This window comes from Nocardia africana NBRC 100379 (genome assembly GCF_001612635.1).
Classification (GTDB): domain Bacteria; phylum Actinomycetota; class Actinomycetes; order Mycobacteriales; family Mycobacteriaceae; genus Nocardia; species Nocardia africana.
Map to the genome: position 1 here is coordinate 68,983 of NZ_BDAV01000021.1, position 16,115 is coordinate 85,097.

Sequence of the window (16,115 nt, forward strand, 5' to 3'; positions counted from 1 at the left end):
CCCACGGCACCGGGATTCCCAGGTTACTCGGGTACGGTCTACGCGTGAGTTACCAGGTCAGCGACCAGACGCCGGGGATCGTGGGGGAGGCGCGCCGGTTGGTTTCGGCGGCCCGCCAGGCCTATGCGCCGCGTTCGCGCCCCGCCGCGATGCTCGGTGACTGTGCGCGCCGGCTCGACCAACCGCTGCGGGTCGCGCTGGCCGGCCAGCTCAAGGCTGGTAAATCCACACTGCTCAACGCGCTGGTCGGGCAGGACATCGCACCGACCGATGCCACCGAATGCACCCGGATGGTGACCTGGTACCGCCACGGCCCGGCACCGCGCGTGAGTGCCCTGGCCACCGACGGCGCGAGCGCCGATGTGGTGGTGCGGCGCACCCCCGGCGCCGACGGCCTGCCCGGGGCGCACGGACTGAGCTTCGACCTGTCGGCGCTGCGCTGGAACGCCGACGGCGAGCACGAGGTCGACCATCTGGATGTGCAGTGGCCGGCCGCCACTCTGGCTCGCACCACCATCATCGACACCCCGGGCACCTCGTCGCTGTCGCGGGAGGTGTCGCTGCGCACCTCACGTCTGCTCACACCCGACGAGAATGCGGCGGTGACCGTGCCGGAGGCCGACGCGGTCGTCTATCTGCTGCGCCGGCTGGACGCCTCCGATATCGGCTTCCTGGAACGCATCGGCGCCGGAGGTGGTGGCCGGCAGGGTGTTTCGGGTCCGCTCGGCGTGATCGGGGTCGCCTCCCGCGCCGACGAGATCGGCGCGGGCCGCATCGATGCCCTGCATTCGGCCCGCGAGGTGTCGGCCCGGTTCGCCACCGAATTGGAGCGAACCGGGTTGTGCCAGGCGGTCATTCCGGTCGCCGGGCTGCTCGCCTTCGCCGGTGCGACGCTGCGACAGCGTGAATTCGATGCCTTCGAGGCGCTGGCGCGGATGTCGGTGGACGACCTGAGCGTCGCGCTGCTGTCCGCGGACCGATTCGCCCATCCGGAGTTGCCCCTGCCCGTGCCGGCGGATCTGCGGGCGCATCTCGCGGCCCGGTTCGGCCTGTTCGGCATTCGCATGGCGGTGACGCTGATCCGCCTGGGTGTGCGCGATTCCGCCACGCTGGCACGCGAACTCGCCGAGCGCAGCGGTGTGGAGGAACTGCGCACGGTGCTCGACGTGCAGTTCGCCCAGCGAGCCGATCAGCTGAAGGCGCATTCGGCGTTGACGGCGGTGGCGCGGATCGTGGCCGCCCATCCGGGTACGCGCGCCGACGACCTGCTGCCGCATATCAACAGCCTGTTGGCGGATGTGCACGGATTCGCCGAGCTGCGTCTGCTCGGGCGGTTGCGCACCGACGAATTGCCGTTGCCCGCCGACGATGTCACCGAGTTGTATCGGCTGATCGGCGGTTCCGGTGTGGCGCCGCACCTGCGCCTGGGACTGCCGCCCGACGCTCCGGGTGGCGAACTGCAGGCACACGCGGTGGCGGCGGTGCGGAAGTGGCGCGGTCGCGCGCGCCATCCGCTGGCCGACCGATTCACCACCGAGGCCTGTCTGACCGCGGCGCGGAGCGCGGAGGGAATCGTCGACCAGTTGCGGGAACCGGAAACCACGCCGATGAGCCGCGTGCGTCCGCCTCGCGCCCGCTGAACCTCACAGTGATGTGTCCTAGATCATAGCGACGCCCGGTCACAACCTCGTCCGGCCTGTGTCGAAACCGGATGTAAGGGCCGAAAACTCGGCCGGGCACCGATCCGAGGACACATCATGCCGACCGTCGTGACTCTCGATTCCTTCGTCAACTACCGCGAAAGCGGCACCGGACTGGTGCCGGTGGTCTTCCTGCACGGCAACCCGACCTCGTCGTATCTGTGGCGCAACGTGATTCCGCACGTCGATCCGCTGACCCGGGTGCTCGCACCGGATCTGATCGGAATGGGGGATTCGGGCAAGCCCGATATCGCCTATCGATTCGCCGATCACGCCCGCTACCTCGACGCCTGGTTCGACGCCCTGGAACTGGACGAGGTCGTGCTCGTGGGGCACGACTGGGGCGGTGCGCTGGGCATGGACTGGGCCGCGCGTCATGCCGACCGGGTTCGCGGCGTCGCGGTGCTGGAGACATTCCTGCGGCCGCCGCGCTGGTCCGAGATGCCCGAGCAGGGGGCGGAGCTGTTCCGGCGGTTCCGCTCACCGGAGGGCGAGCAGATGATCCTGCACGACAACATGTTCATCGAATTCAATCTCCCGTTCGGCGCTCGCAGCCTGACTCCGGCCGATCTGGACGTGTACCGGGCGCCGTATCCGACGCCGGAGTCGCGGCGGCCGATGTTGGTGTGGCCGAGGGAGATTCCGTTCGACGGCGAGCCCGCCGATGTCGCCGCGGTCATGGAGAACTACGGCCGCTGGATGGCGTCCACACCGGATATCCCCAAGCTGGTGATGGCTGTGGATGCCGGTGTCGGCCTCGGATCGTCGGATGCGGTGGAGTGGGCGCGACGGACCTTCGCCGCGGTCGAGGTCGTCGGGATCGGCGCGGCCGGCCATCACGCGCCCGAGGATCGCCCCGACGCGATCGGAGCGGCGGTCGCGACCTGGCTGCGCGACTCGCGGCTCACGCAACCCCGGACCGCGGTCGACACCACGTCCCGGTGACCTGCGCCGTTGCGGTGCCGCCCGCGGCACCGCACGATAGGTCGATGAGCGATGACGGGCCCGACGAGCGGGCGGCCGAGACCGCCCTGGTCGATCGCGCCGTGGCCGGTGACCGGACGGCCATCGCCGACGTGGTGCGCATGCTGCAGGATCCGTTGTACCGCTTGGCGTTACGGATGACCGGTAATCCGCCCGATGCCGAGGACGCGGTGCAGGAGATCCTGCTGCGCGCCGTCGGCAATCTCGCGAGCTGGCGTGGCGAGGCGAAGCTGACGACCTGGGCCTACCGCATCGGCGTCAACTACCTGCTGAACCAGCGCCGCCGCAGCCCGCAGGAAGCGGCGCGGCTAAACCTGGACGGCTTCGGCGCCAATCTGCTCGACGGGCTGGCCGAACAGGAGTACCGGGGCCCCGAGGCGACGGTGCTCACCCGGGAGGTCCGGCTCGTCTGCAGCCAGGCGATGCTGCAATGCCTCGCCCGTGACGAGCGGGTCGCGTTCGTGCTCGCCGATGTGTTCGAACTGAGCTCGGCCGAGGCCGCGTGGATTCTCGGCATCGGCGCGCCGGCCTATCGAAAGCGGCTGGAACGGGCGAGAGTTCGGCTCGGCAACTTCCTGAACGACACCTGCGGGGTGGCGAATCCGGCGGCGCCGTGCCGATGCTCGCGCCGCGTGCGGACCGCCGTCGAGCAGGGCCGGGTGCGGCCCGGTGAACCCGGCCTGGGCGGTCATCCGGTGTCACCCGGTGGCCGCAGCGCGGCCGCTGCCGAGGAGCAGATGATCGGCCTGCACGACGCCGCGTCGATCCTGCGGGCCCACCCGGACTACGCGATGCCCCCGGCGCGGCTGGACGCGATCGCGAAACTGCTGGATTCCGGACGCTTCCCGCTGCTCGACCGCTGAACGATCACACCTGGACCAGTGAACTGGACGGGTCCACAAGGATTTTCGCGTGGTGTTCGGGACTGCTCAGGGCGGAGAAGGCGTTGTCGACACCCGCCAACCCCACGGTTCCGGTGATCAGCGGGGCCGGGTCCACCTTGCCGTCGGCGATCATGTGCAGGGTGTCGCGGAATTCGCCCGGGTCGTAGCCGAAGGCGAAGCGCAGTTCGATCTCCTTGTTGATCGCCATCGCGGGCCGGAAACGATCGGTCTCCATGCACACCCCGACCACCACGATGCGGGTCAGAGGCGGTGCCTCGGTGAGCAATTGGTCGATGATGCCCGGTACGCCCACACATTCGAACACCACCGGCCCGCCCGGCGCCGCGTCCAGGCTGTGCGCGAGACGAAACAGATACCACCAGGGCAGTTTCGGGATGCTGCGCAGTCGCGTCATGGTGTCGAAACCCAGATTGAGGATATCGGTGACGCCGGAGATGCGGCCCTTGGCGGGGTTGGCCGTCCACGGTGATTCCAGATTCGGATCCACCACCACATTCGCGCCGCACCTGCGCGCCAGATCGCGGCGTCGCGATGAGAAGTCGCTGGCGACAATGTTTTTCACACCGGCGGCACGCAGCATGCTGATGACCGCCAGGCCGATCGGCCCGCACCCCACCACGAACGCGGGCTGGTTGCGACCCACCCGCCCCTTGCGCACCGCATGCCAGGCGACGGCCATCGGCTCGGTCAGCGCCGCGTGGTCGGTGGCCAGCCCGTTGGGCACCGGGAACGTCATGGATTCCTGCACCACGACCTGTTCGGCGTAGCCGCCGGGCGCCTGCTCCGACAATCCGGTCAGCTCCGGTTCGCGCCCGTTGCGCACGATCGGCAGAGCCACCACGCGGGTGCCCGGCTGCCAGCGTTTGCGGCAGCCGGGACCGTATTCGACTATCTCTCCGACGAATTCGTGGCCGAGCACCACACGCTGATGGGAGCGCATGAAATTCCGGTAACCGGTCGCGGCCGCCAGCTCGGCCAGTTCGTCACAATGCAGGCGGGCATGCAGATCGGAGCCGCAGATCCCGCATCGCGACACCGCGATCACCAACTGGCCGGGCCCGGGTTTCGGCGCCGGGATATCAGCGATTTCCAGCTTGCCTTCCGAACACACCACGGCCTTCATATCCGCACGGTACCGCGCGGGATGGGCCGAATCAGCGGGATTGCGGAGGAACACCCGCGGACAAACTGTCCAGATTTCCCAGCAGGTCGACCAGGAGGAATTTCACCAGCGGCGAGGTGCAGCCCTGTGCGGTGCAGCCCACATCCGAGGAGCCCAGCATCGGGCCGTCGGTGAAGGCCGGTTGCGCGGCGGCCGCGTTCCCGGCGGCGAACAGTCCACCCGTCATGAGCACGGCGGCGATACCGGCGGTGAGACTGCGTTTCATCGATTCCTCCAGAGTCGCTCGGTCCCCGACCACATCGTCGCGACTGTATGGGCGGCCGCCACCTGCCGGAAAGACCCCAGAGGTCGGGGGTCGACGCTAACCCGTTCCGACACGCCGAGATGCGGATGCCGAGTCGCTACCATCCAGGGGTGAGCTCTTCTGGGTCCGGAATGCCGGGTATGCCCGCACCCGGCAGCATGCGGGCCCGCGATATGGACCGAGTTCAAGCGCGCACCCTGCTCGATGCGGCATTCGACGAGGGCCAACTGGGCGCGCACGAATATCACGACCGGTCCGACCGTGCGGCCACCGCGAAGACCGTCGGCGAACTGCGGAATCTCGTCGACGACCTGCAACCGCCCGCCGGTGGTGCGCAGTGGAAGCCGCCGCCGGGCCCGCCCCGGCGAGTGGGGCGGTATCCGGCGCATATCCGTGCCCGCGACGCCGACCGGGCCGAAACCTGCCGCGCCCTCGACACCGCCTTGGCCGACGGTCAGCTCTCGGCGGAGGAACATCAGACCCTCACCGACCTGACCACGGCCGCCGAAACTCTGGGCGATCTGGCCGAATTGACCGCGGACCTGCAGCGCCCGGCCGAGGCGCCGATCGATCCGCGGGCGGGGAGGCGGAGCCGGACGGCCTGGTTCGCGGGCGCGGTGGCGGTGGCCGTGACGGCCGCGGCGGTGGGGGGATATCTGCTGACCCATCGGGTCGCCCCCGCGCCTGACCCGGTGGTGGCCGCGGCGCCACAGGTGGTGCGGCCCATGGTGATCGAGACGCCCGACCTGACCACGGTGGCCGGGTTCGAAAAGTTCCGCAGCGACTACCAGGCGAAATTCGGGGACACCACCGTCGATAACCTGTCGCTCTTCCCGGATCATGCTTCGGTCGACCGCACCTCGGCGGGCCAGCCGAATCGAGTGGCCGACTATCTGTATCGCGGCGGGTTCATGGCCTCGACCGCGGTCACGTCCCGTTCGGCCGACAAACCGATCTTCGACCTCGCCGCGGTGAACACCTCCGCGCTGGGCGATCTGATCGCGCGGGCGGTACCACTGCTGAAGGTCCCCGGCGGCGCGGTGAGTCATATCGGCATGGGTATCGACACGATCACCAAGGTGCCCACGATCAGCATCTACGTCGGGAATTCGTTCAACGAGAACGCATACCTGGAAGCCACGCCCGCGGGCGATCCGATCCGCGTCTACCCGTTCCACACCTAGGTGCAGCCGATGGGAACCTTCGCCACATCCCGCAACACCGGCGCCTCGCCCGGTTCCGCGAACAGTGGTCTGCGCGTGCGCGATTCGGATCGCGTCGACGCCTGCGCCCTCTTGGACGCCGCCCGCGACGACGGTCAGCTCTCCGTTTCCGAGCATGGGCGGCGCACCGCCGCGGCGATGCGGGCGCGCACCTTCGCCGACGTGGAGAAGGTCATCGGCGATCTGCAGATTCCGGCCAATCTCGTCGATGCCCCCGTCGTGCGCCCGGCGCGACGCCGGCGTGCCGGTCGATGGGTGGCGGCGGGCGGCGCGGTGGCCGCCGCGGCACTGATCGGCATGTTCTGCGGCTGGGTGAGCAGCGAGGACGGTCCGCTCGCCGATCATGCGCCGCCGGATATGACGACCGCCGCCGGTATCGCGGCGTTTCTCTCCGATTACCGTCAGCACTACGGCGATCTGCTTGCCGACGGCGTGACACTGATGCCGGAGAACGCCTCGATCGAGCGGCCCCGGCCGGGGGACCGGTCGACCTCCGAAAGAGCTTCCTACAAGGGCGAATTCGATACCCGGACGACCAGCAGCCGGGATCCGAAACTCGAGCCGATCGACCTCGGCACGATCGATGTGCCGAAATTGGCGGCTCTGCTGGCCGGGGCGCCGCGAACCGTCGGGTCACCGCAGACGAAGGTCAGCCATCTGATCATCGGCCGCGATAGCTCCGCACCCGACCACCCGCCGACGGTCACGATCTTCACCGAGGGCGCTCGCAGCGGGCATCTGGTGGTTGCGCCGTCCGGTGAACCGCTGGTGGTCTACAAATCCCAGCCGTGAGGCAGGAGACGTCGTCCGTCCGCCTCCGCGGGTTTCACCTGCGCGTCTCGGGTTAGCCGGGTAGTGAATCGCCGGGCCGACGAAAGTGGGGTGTCGCAGATGAGCGCGAACGAGGATCGGATCGCCCGGGAACTGCTCGACCGAGCGGGGACCACCTATGCGGCCGAGGCGGGAATCACCCTCGCCGACAAGCCCGCTCCGCTGTTCCAGCTTCTGGTGCTGGCCCAGCTCATGAGCGCCCGGATCACCGCCGATATCGCGGTCGCCGCCGCGCGCGAACTGAGATCGAGCGGCTACCGCACCCCGCAGCGCGTCGCCGAGGCCGACTGGCAGGACCTCGTCGACGCGCTGGGCCGCGGGCACTACCGCCGCTACGACGAATCCACCGCCACCCGGCTCGGTGAGAACGCCACCATCCTGCTCGATCGCTACCACGGTGATCTGCGGAAACTGGCCGCCGAAGCCGATGGGGATCCGGATCGGCTGGCCGAATTGCTGCAGCAGTTCAACGGCATCGGCCCGACCGGCGCCGAGATCTTCCTGCGTGAAGTGCAGGATGTCTGGACCTGGGTGCGCCCGCATTTCGACGACCGGGCCCGCAAGGGTGCCGATCTGCTGCATCTGTCGACCGATCCGAAGCGCCTCGACCGCCTCGGCCGTTCCGGTCACGATGCGGAATTGGCCGCCGCGCTGGTCCGGGTGAGCCTCGACAAGGATCTCGCCGACCGGGTACTCGCGGCCGCGGGCTGAGCCTGGAAAGGTCGAAACGCCTGGTCATCCGCGTACTCCGGGACGCGGCCCGGTGAGCGCCGCGTGCCCGTCGCGAGGCCGGAGAAATTTTTCGTCCGGCCGGGAATGAACCGTCCGCCCCGCTCGTTGAGCTGATCGATGCAAGGTTGAGTGAAAGCGACTCAAGTCTCTGGTTGACTCCGACGGGATCGGGGGGCAGGATTGAGCCGACCACGCTCAGTGTTGCTGAGGACCGTGCTCCGTGCGGTGTCAGGGGCGAGGTCCGACCGGCACGAACAGTGCCGCGCGCAGGGTCGCTCCTGCACCACACACAGTTACATCACCTAGGAGGAACCACTATGGCTCGTGCGGTCGGTATCGACCTCGGGACCACGAACTCGGTCATCGCTGTTCTCGAAGGCGGTGAGCCGGTCGTCGTCGCCAACTCGGAAGGTTCGCGCACCACCCCGTCGGTCGTCGCGTTCGCCAAGAACGGAGAGGTTCTCGTCGGGCAGCCGGCGAAGAACCAGGCGGTGACCAACGTCGATCGCACCATCAAGTCCGTCAAGCGCCACATGGGCGAGGACTGGACCGTGGAGATCGACGACAAGAAGTACACGGCGCAGGAGATCAGCGCCCGTACTCTCATGAAGCTCAAGCGCGACGCCGAGGCCTACCTGGGCGAGGAGATCACCGACGCGGTGATCACCGTGCCCGCCTACTTCGAGGACGCGCAGCGCCAGGCCACCAAGGAGGCCGGCCAGATCGCGGGTCTGAACGTCCTGCGCATCGTCAACGAGCCGACCGCCGCCGCGCTGGCGTACGGCCTGGACAAGGGCGACAAAGAGCAGACCATCCTGGTCTTCGACCTCGGTGGCGGCACCTTCGACGTCTCGCTGCTGGAAATCGGCGAGGGCGTCGTCGAGGTTCGCGCCACCTCCGGTGACAACCACCTCGGTGGCGACGACTGGGACAACCGGATCGTCACCTGGCTGGTCGACAAGTTCAAGGCCAGCTCGGGCATCGACCTGACCAAGGACAAGATGGCCCTGCAGCGTCTGCGCGAGGCCGCGGAGAAGGCCAAGATCGAGCTGAGCTCCTCGCAGAGCACCTCGATCAACCTGCCCTACATCACCGTGGACGCGGAGAAGAACCCGCTGTTCCTCGACGAGCAGCTGACTCGCGCCGAGTTCCAGAAGATCACTTCCGATCTGCTGGACCGCACCCGCGCGCCGTTCCAGTCGGTGATCAAGGACGCCGGTATCTCGGTCAAGGACATCGACCACGTCGTGCTCGTCGGTGGCTCCACCCGTATGCCCGCGGTCTCCGAGCTGGTCAAGGAACTGACCGGCGGCAAGGAGCCCAACAAGGGTGTGAACCCGGACGAGGTCGTCGCCGTCGGCGCCGCCCTGCAGGCCGGTGTGCTCAAGGGTGAGGTCAAGGACGTCCTGCTGCTCGATGTCACCCCGCTGTCGCTGGGTATCGAGACCAAGGGTGGCGTGATGACCAAGCTCATCGAGCGCAACACCACCATCCCGACCAAGCGGTCGGAGACCTTCACCACGGCCGACGACAACCAGCCGTCCGTGCAGATCCAGGTCTTCCAGGGTGAGCGCGAAATCGCCTCGCACAACAAGCTGCTCGGTTCCTTCGAGCTGACCGGCATCCCGCCGGCCCCGCGTGGCGTGCCGCAGATCGAGGTCACCTTCGACATCGACGCCAACGGCATCGTCCACGTCACCGCGAAGGACAAGGGCACCGGTAAGGAGAACACGATCAAGATCCAGGACGGCTCCGGCCTGTCCAAGGAGGAGATCGACCGGATGATCAAGGACGCCGAAGCGCACGCGGCCGAGGACAAGGCGCGTCGCGAGGAGGCGGAGACCCGCAACCAGGCGGAGTCGCTGGTCCACCAGACCGAGAAGTTCATCGCGGACAACTCCGACAAGGTGCCGGCCGAGACGAAGGAGAAGGTCGAAGCGGCCATCGCCGAGGCCAAGCAGGCCCTGCAGGGCAGCGACATCGCCGCGGTGAAGTCCGCGGTGGAGAAGCTGGCCACCGAATCGCAGGCGCTGGGCCAGGCGATCTACGAGGCTTCGGCCGCAGAGGGTGGCGCCGCCACCGACGGTGCGGGCAACGCGTCCGCCGGTGACGACACCGTAGTCGACGCAGAGGTCGTGGAAGAGCCGGAGAAGAAGTGACGGAACACAGCGGCGGGCCGCTCGATAACCACGGCCCGAAAGAGGAGCCGGTCACCATCGTCGACAACCGCAAGATCGACCAGGACGGGAAACCGTCCGCTCCGCAGGGTGATGTGAGCGAGGCCGCGGCGAATTCCGCCGCGGCCCCCGCCGCCGAGGGTGACGCCCTCGCCGACAGCATCAGCGCCGAATTGTCGGAGCGCACTGCCGATCTGCAGCGGCTGACCGCGGAGTACGCGAACTATCGCCGCCGCGTCGATCGCGACCGCAAGGCCGCCATCGATTCGGCCAAGGCCGCGGTGGTCACCGAATTGCTCGGTGTGCTCGATGATCTGGATCGTGCCCGTGCCCACGGCGATCTCGAATCCGGACCGCTGAAGTCGGTCGCGGACAAGCTCGCCGACGCGCTGCAGAAGCAGGGCCTCGAGGAATTCGGTGTCGAGGGTGAACCTTTCGACCCGACCCTGCACGAGGCCGTGCAGCACGAGGGTGAGGGACACAACCCGGTGATCGGGGTGGTCATGCGTAAGGGTTACCGCTTCGGTGATCGCGTCCTGCGCCATGCGCTGGTCGGAGTCACCGATGGAGTAGCGGATCTGTCCGACTCGTCGGACACTGCGAATGCCGGCCGAGATGCCGACGGTGCCGAGTAACACACAGTCGCGCAACGTGACGGAAGGAGGAGATGCCCGGTGAATCGGGAGTGGCTGGAAAAGGACTTCTACAAAGAGCTGGGTATTTCCTCCAGCGCGACCCAGGACGAGATCAAGAAGGCCTACCGGAAACTGGCCCGGGATCTGCATCCGGACAAGAATCCGGGAGATACCAAGGCCGAGGAGCGCTTCAAAGCGGTCAGCGAGGCGCACGCCGTGCTGTCCGATCCGGAGAAGCGCAAGGAGTACGACGAGGCCCGGCGGTTGTTCGCCAGCGGCGGTTTCGGCCGCGGCGGCTACGCCCCGGGTGGCGGCTACACCGGCGGTGGCGGCTTCTCCAACGAATTCAACCTGGGTGACATCTTCGGCGGGGCGGCCGCCGGCGCGGGTGACGGCGGTCTGGGAGATATCCTCGGCGGCCTGTTCAACCGTGGTGGCACACGGACCACGTCGCGCCCGCGACGGGGCAGCGACGTGGAGACCGAGACGACTCTCGGGTTCCGCGAGGCGGCCCAGGGCGTGACCGTTCCGCTGCGGATGACCAGTCCGTCGCCGTGTACGACCTGTCACGGCAGCGGCGCCAAGCCGGGCACCAGCCCGCGAGTGTGCCCGCACTGCAACGGAACCGGCGTGATCAGCCGCAACCAGGGTGCGTTCGGGTTCAGCGAACCCTGCGACGACTGCCGTGGCACCGGCTCGATCATCGACGACCCCTGCACCGATTGCCACGGCACCGGTATCCAGAACCGGACCCGCACCATCACCGTGCGCATCCCGCCCGGGGTGCGCGACGGGCAGCGGATCCGGCTGGCCGGTCAGGGCGAGGCGGGCCTGCGTGGCGCGCCCGCGGGTGACCTGTACGTCACCGTGCACGTCAGCCAGGACAAGGTCTTCGGCCGCAACGGCGACGATCTGACCCTGGTGCTGCCGGTCAGCTACAGCGAATTGGTGCTCGGCACAACGGTTTCCGTGCCTACACTGGAAGGCAGAGTCGGGGTGAAGGTGCCACCCGGCACCGCCGACGGCCGGACGCTGCGGGTGCGCGGGCGCGGTGTGCCCAAGCGCGGCGGCGGTGCCGGTGACCTGCTGGTCACGGTGAAGGTCGCCGTACCCCAGAAGCTGGACGACGAAGCCACCGAGGCGCTGCGGCGCTACGCGGAGGCGGAGAAGGCCGGCGGGTTCGACCCGCGCGCAGGTTGGGCAGGTGCTTAATGGACGGTGATCCGAAGAATCGGGCAACCGGCACCGAGTACTTCATGATCTCGGTGGCGGCTCAGCTGGCGGGAATGCACGCGCAGACGCTGCGGACCTACGACAGGCTGGGATTGGTTACGCCGCAACGCACTTCCGGCGGCGGACGACGGTATTCGTCCCGGGACGTGGAACTGCTCCGCGAGGTGCAGCGCCTGTCCCAGGACGAGGGCGTCAACCTGGCCGGGATCAAGCGGATCATCGAACTCACCAATCAGGTCGAGGCACTGCAGCAGCGGGTGGGTGAATTGACCGCCGAGGTCGAACGCCTGCGGGCCGGGCACCGGCCCGATATGGCTCCGCCGCAACGCAGTACCGCACTGGTGGTGTGGCAGCCGCGCAACAAACGGCGGTAGGCGGGTCCGGCGCGGCGCCGTTCCGCGACCGAACACACCGTGCGACAGCGCCCCCGACATGGGGCGCTGTTCGCGTATCGGGGACTCGCGCCGACCTTCAGCGTGCGCCCGGCAAATCTGAAAATCGCATATCGAGTCGTGTACAACCACTCCTGTACACGCCGAAATTCATGGCGTGTCACGGTCTTTGGGTCGGTTTCCACGGGGCTACACACTCCGGGGCCTCGCTTCGGCCGAATTACCTCCCTGTTGTTCCATCAGTGCGGCCCGCGCCCGGCAAACCTCACCTACACTCGATTTCCATCGGCTGCGCCGCGTGTCCGGCGGCACCGCGCTCACCGGACCGGCCCGTGTTCGACGTGCGAAATGGGGTTGTGGACAGATGGATTCGCGGACCGTCGCGTTGATCAGAACGACGTTCAAGGCGGTTGCCGCGGAGGAGGGTGGCCCCGAACAACTCGCCCGCTCCTTCTACGCCCTGCTGTTCACCGAATATCCGCAGCTCCGGGACTTCTTCCCCGCCGCGCTCGAGGTGCAGCGCGACCGGCTGGTCAAGGCCATCGGATATGCCGTGGACCGGCTGGAGGAGCCCGAACAGCTGCTGCCCTTCCTGGCCCAGCTCGGCCGCGACCATCGCAAATACGGCGTAGTGGCCGAACATTATGCGGCCGTGGGCAATTCGCTGAAGAGCGCCCTGCGCGCACATGCCGGAACCGAACTGTGGACCGATGAGGTGGAACAGGCCTGGGACACCGGCCTCGCACTGATCACCGAGACGATGATCGGCGCCGCCGAACAGGAGACGACACCGCCGGTCTGGACCGGAACCGTTGTCGAACACCGCGAGGTGCTGTGCAATCTGGTCGTCGTCCGGCTGCAGCTCGACCAGCCCATGACCTATGCGGCCGGACAATATGTGAGCGTGCAGATCCCGGCCCGCCCGCGGATGTGGCGGTATCTGTCCCCGGCGATTCCGGCGAATCCCCAGGGCGAGATCGAATTCCATATCCGCAGCGTCAGTGGCGGCTGGGTCAGTCCGGCCATGGTCGGCCACACCGCGATCGGCGACCAGTGGCTGCTGGGGGCGCCGCTGGGCGGACTCGGGGTGCCGCGCAACACCCGTCGCACCATGCTGATGGTCGGCTGCGGCACCGGAATCGCGCCGCTGCGGGCGCAAGTGCTGGCGATGTCGCAACGCCGGTCCAATCCGAAGGTCCACCTGTTCGTCGGCGGACACCATCCGTGCGATCTCTACGATCTGGCGACGCTGAGTGAACTGGCCGTCGCGAACAGCTGGCTCACCGTCGTTCCGGTCACCGAAAGCGACGAAAACCCCTGGTGGTATTACCATCCGGAACGGGTCGAGCCCGATCTTCCGGGCATAGCGCCGCGCGAAACGGGACCGATCGGAGCCGTCGTCGCCCGCAGCGGCGACTGGTCGGACTGCGATGTCCAGATCGCCGGATCACCGAGTACCGTGCAGACCACCAAATTCCGGTTGATGGCGGCGGGCACGCCCACCGAGAACATCCGCCACGATCCGCTGTTCTAGACAGCGCCGACGCGGATCACAGCCCGTCGAACCGGATCGCCTCCGGCGGCGTACCCGTATTGACCAGCACTTCCAGCGTGGCCTGGGTCATTCCGGGCGAGCCGCACACCAGGACCTGGTGGTGCAGCAGCGGGCCCATATCGCCCACCACATCGGCGAGCGTGCCCTCCAGCATCTCGTCGACATCGAATCCGACGTCCACGCGGCAGCTCTCGTACCACTGGTCGACCCAGTTCGGGTCCTCCGCCTTCTCGACCACGGGAATCACCGTGAGCCAAGGCATTTCGCCGGCGAGCAGGTAGAGCATATCGGAGGCGTAGAGGTCGCGCGGGCTGCGTCCGCCGATGAACAGATGGGTGCGCGGCGGCTCCGGGCGACGGGACAGATCCAGCAGTAGCGAGCGCATCGGCGCCAGACCCGTTCCGCCGGCGATCATCACGAGATCCGTGGTGCCGGGGTCGACGCTGAGCCATCCCGCGGGGGCGCTGATCCGCCATTCGTCGCCGGGGGCCGTTTCGGTGACGATCGATCCGCTGCACCATCCGCCCGGGACGGTGCGGACGTGGAATTCGAGCTTGCCGTCCAGCGAGGGCGGCAGCGCGGGCGACAACCGCCTTCGCATGCCGGGATGCTGCGGAATCTGGACCTCGACCGATTGACCCGGTTCGAACGGGACGAATTCGCCGATCAACCGGACCACCGCGAGATCGTGGCGCAGCCGATGATGTCCGACGACGGTCGACGACCATTCCGTCGGCGCATCCAGCCGAATCTCCCCGGTCTCATCCGGACCCAACGTCACCGTTCCTCCTGTGCTCCGGGGGATACCTGCCGCCCCCGAAAAGTCTTGTGCCGGGCGCGGTCCCGTGCGCTCGCGTCCGCCCACCAAGGTACGCCGTGCACGCCCGGTTGCCTACCGATTGCCGCTCACACCGGGTCGGCGCTGATGATGTGTTCGGGGGTGCCGACCGCCAGCAGCGCGCGCTTGGTGTCGGCGATCATCCGCGCCGATCCTGCGATCTGGATCTGCCGATCCGACCAGGAGCCGAAGCTGGCCACGACCGCACCCAGATTCCCGATCAGCCGCCGATGCATGCCGTACGGCGGGTCCGCGGGCGGATGCGGATGCCACCACGGATTCGAGTCGCTCTCGCAGACCGGCACGACCGTCAGCCACGGATTGCTCAGCGACAGCTGCCACATGTTCTCCACGTCGTACAGATCGCACGGATAGCGGCCGCCGATGAAGAAGTGCACGCGCGGATTGACGCCGCGCCGGCCCATTTCGATCAATTGGGCGCGCAGCGGCGCGATTCCGGTACCGGAGCCGATCATCAGCACGTCGCGCTGGGATTCGGTGTCGATGTGCAGGCCGCCCAGCGGCCCGGCGATCATCCAGGTGTCGCCGACCTCGGTTTCTCCGACGATCGCGGGACTGACCCAGCCGGTGCGAATCTTGCGGACGTGGAATTCGATCTCGCCGTACGGGTTCGTGGGAATGGCCGGTGACAGATACCGCCACATCTTCGGCCGCTGCGGGATCGAGACCGGTACGTACTGCCCCGCCTGATAGGGGATCGGCTCGTCGGACTGCAGGCGCACGATCGCCAGGTCGTCGAGGACGCGCCGATGGCCGACCACCGTCGCTTCCCAATACGGTCGCGAGGTGTCGGAATTGGCGCCGATCGCCATCGAGGCCGAGATCAGGATGGCGATATCGCGCCAGCCGTCCTCCAGATCGGGTGTCCAGAGCGGACCGTTGTAGGTGACGAAGGCGGCGAGCAACGCGCGTCCGGCGGCATCGTAATGTGCCGCCTCGACACCGTATTTGCGGTGGTCGATGGCCAACTGTTCCAGGAACCGCTGCGCGCGATCCCAGTTCTCCAGATGATCCAGCACGAACTGGATGGCGGTACACACCCGCTTGGGCTGCATATCCATCGTGTGCGGGAACAGTTCGCGCAGGCCGGGAGTCTCCGCGAACAGATGCCTGTAAAACGCGCCGATCAATCGCTCGGGCCCTTGCGGCGCCTCGACGATCGACCGGAAGTTGGCGCGGACCAGCGCTGCCGAACGCGCATCCACGACGTCGAGCTTCCTTTCCTTCAATGTGTCCGACCACAGCTGCCGTGTCGTCGGCCCCCGCGGACCAGTATCCCCGAAAAAACCGTGGTCGTGCGGTGATGAGCGGATCACTTTACCCAGATCCGCCAAGGGTGAAACGATTGGCCGAAGGTTCCGAAAATATGTCAAACTTGAGCGGAACAGACTCAACTCCTACCGCGTTGAAATGTCCAGAAGAGTCGGACCGCCCGGTGCCCGACCGACTACAACGCGAGACG

At 67.7% G+C, this 16,115-nt stretch carries 15 protein-coding genes; 11 read left to right on the forward strand and 4 right to left on the reverse strand.

Going from position 1 to position 16,115, the window contains the following annotated elements:
• The first annotated feature begins 44 nt into the window (after nt 1-44).
• The 3 genes from NA3_RS31125 (at nt 45) to NA3_RS31135 (ending at nt 3,547) form a co-directional block, all read left to right on the forward strand.
• Nucleotides 45-1,640, forward strand: a complete 1,596-nt coding sequence (locus NA3_RS31125; RefSeq protein WP_227995589.1) for a dynamin family protein — start codon at nt 45-47, stop codon at nt 1,638-1,640.
• A 117-nt stretch (nt 1,641-1,757) separates the two neighbouring features.
• Nucleotides 1,758-2,645 carry a haloalkane dehalogenase gene (locus NA3_RS31130; protein WP_062967758.1) on the forward strand — a complete coding sequence of 296 codons (888 nt, stop codon included), beginning with the start codon at nt 1,758-1,760 and terminating at the stop codon, nt 2,643-2,645.
• Between the two features lie 44 nt (nt 2,646-2,689).
• Entirely contained in the window at nt 2,690-3,547 is an 858-nt protein-coding gene (locus tag NA3_RS31135) for an RNA polymerase sigma factor (protein ID WP_062967862.1), read from the forward strand.
• Between the two features lie 4 nt (nt 3,548-3,551).
• Here NA3_RS31135 and NA3_RS31140 read toward each other — a convergent pair whose 3' ends face one another.
• Both NA3_RS31140 and NA3_RS31145 read right to left on the reverse strand, forming a co-directional pair.
• Nucleotides 3,552-4,712, reverse strand: a complete 1,161-nt coding sequence (locus tag NA3_RS31140; protein WP_062967864.1) for a zinc-binding dehydrogenase — start codon at nt 4,710-4,712, stop codon at nt 3,552-3,554.
• A gap of 31 nt (nt 4,713-4,743) precedes the next feature.
• On the reverse strand, nt 4,744-4,977 hold the full coding sequence (locus tag NA3_RS31145; RefSeq protein WP_128145614.1) for a hypothetical protein: 234 nt from the start codon (nt 4,975-4,977) through the stop codon (nt 4,744-4,746).
• Between the two features lie 149 nt (nt 4,978-5,126).
• On the opposite strand from NA3_RS31145, the gene NA3_RS31150 reads away from it, so the two are divergent.
• From NA3_RS31150 to NA3_RS31185, 8 genes are all read left to right on the forward strand, one after another.
• A complete protein-coding gene (locus NA3_RS31150) occupies nt 5,127-6,200 on the forward strand; it encodes a DUF1707 SHOCT-like domain-containing protein (protein WP_167355067.1) in 1,074 nt (357 codons plus the stop codon).
• A 9-nt stretch (nt 6,201-6,209) separates the two neighbouring features.
• Nucleotides 6,210-7,031: a DUF1707 domain-containing protein gene (locus NA3_RS31155; RefSeq protein ID WP_063917838.1), complete on the forward strand. Its 822-nt coding sequence runs from the start codon at nt 6,210-6,212 to the stop codon at nt 7,029-7,031.
• 99 nt (nt 7,032-7,130) lie between these two features.
• A complete protein-coding gene (locus NA3_RS31160; RefSeq protein WP_062967766.1) occupies nt 7,131-7,781 on the forward strand; it encodes an HhH-GDP family DNA glycosylase in 651 nt (216 codons plus the stop codon).
• Between the two features lie 338 nt (nt 7,782-8,119).
• Nucleotides 8,120-9,961, forward strand: a complete 1,842-nt coding sequence (gene dnaK, locus NA3_RS31165) for a molecular chaperone DnaK (protein WP_062967768.1) — start codon at nt 8,120-8,122, stop codon at nt 9,959-9,961.
• Entirely contained in the window at nt 9,958-10,614 is a 657-nt protein-coding gene (gene grpE, locus NA3_RS31170) for a nucleotide exchange factor GrpE (RefSeq protein WP_062967770.1), read from the forward strand. Before dnaK ends, grpE begins: the two co-directional genes overlap by 4 nt.
• A gap of 39 nt (nt 10,615-10,653) precedes the next feature.
• Nucleotides 10,654-11,826, forward strand: coding sequence for a molecular chaperone DnaJ (gene dnaJ / locus NA3_RS31175; protein WP_062967772.1), 1,173 nt, complete (start codon nt 10,654-10,656; stop codon nt 11,824-11,826).
• The gene (locus NA3_RS31180; RefSeq protein WP_062967774.1) at nt 11,826-12,221 is read left to right on the forward strand and encodes a heat shock protein transcriptional repressor HspR; all 396 of its coding nucleotides are present in this window, start codon (nt 11,826-11,828) and stop codon (nt 12,219-12,221) included. Before dnaJ ends, NA3_RS31180 begins: the two co-directional genes overlap by 1 nt.
• A 382-nt stretch (nt 12,222-12,603) precedes the next feature.
• Nucleotides 12,604-13,773, forward strand: coding sequence for a globin domain-containing protein (locus NA3_RS31185; protein WP_062967776.1), 1,170 nt, complete (start codon nt 12,604-12,606; stop codon nt 13,771-13,773).
• A 16-nt stretch (nt 13,774-13,789) separates the two neighbouring features.
• Here the strand turns inward: NA3_RS31185 and NA3_RS31190 are convergent, their stop codons facing one another.
• Together NA3_RS31190 and NA3_RS31195 are read right to left on the reverse strand one after the other, a co-directional pair.
• Nucleotides 13,790-14,575: an FAD-binding oxidoreductase gene (locus NA3_RS31190; protein WP_084492027.1), complete on the reverse strand. Its 786-nt coding sequence runs from the start codon at nt 14,573-14,575 to the stop codon at nt 13,790-13,792.
• Between the two features lie 125 nt (nt 14,576-14,700).
• Entirely contained in the window at nt 14,701-15,858 is a 1,158-nt protein-coding gene (locus NA3_RS31195) for an FAD-binding oxidoreductase (protein ID WP_062967778.1), read from the reverse strand.
• Between the last annotated feature and the right edge of the window lie 257 nt (nt 15,859-16,115).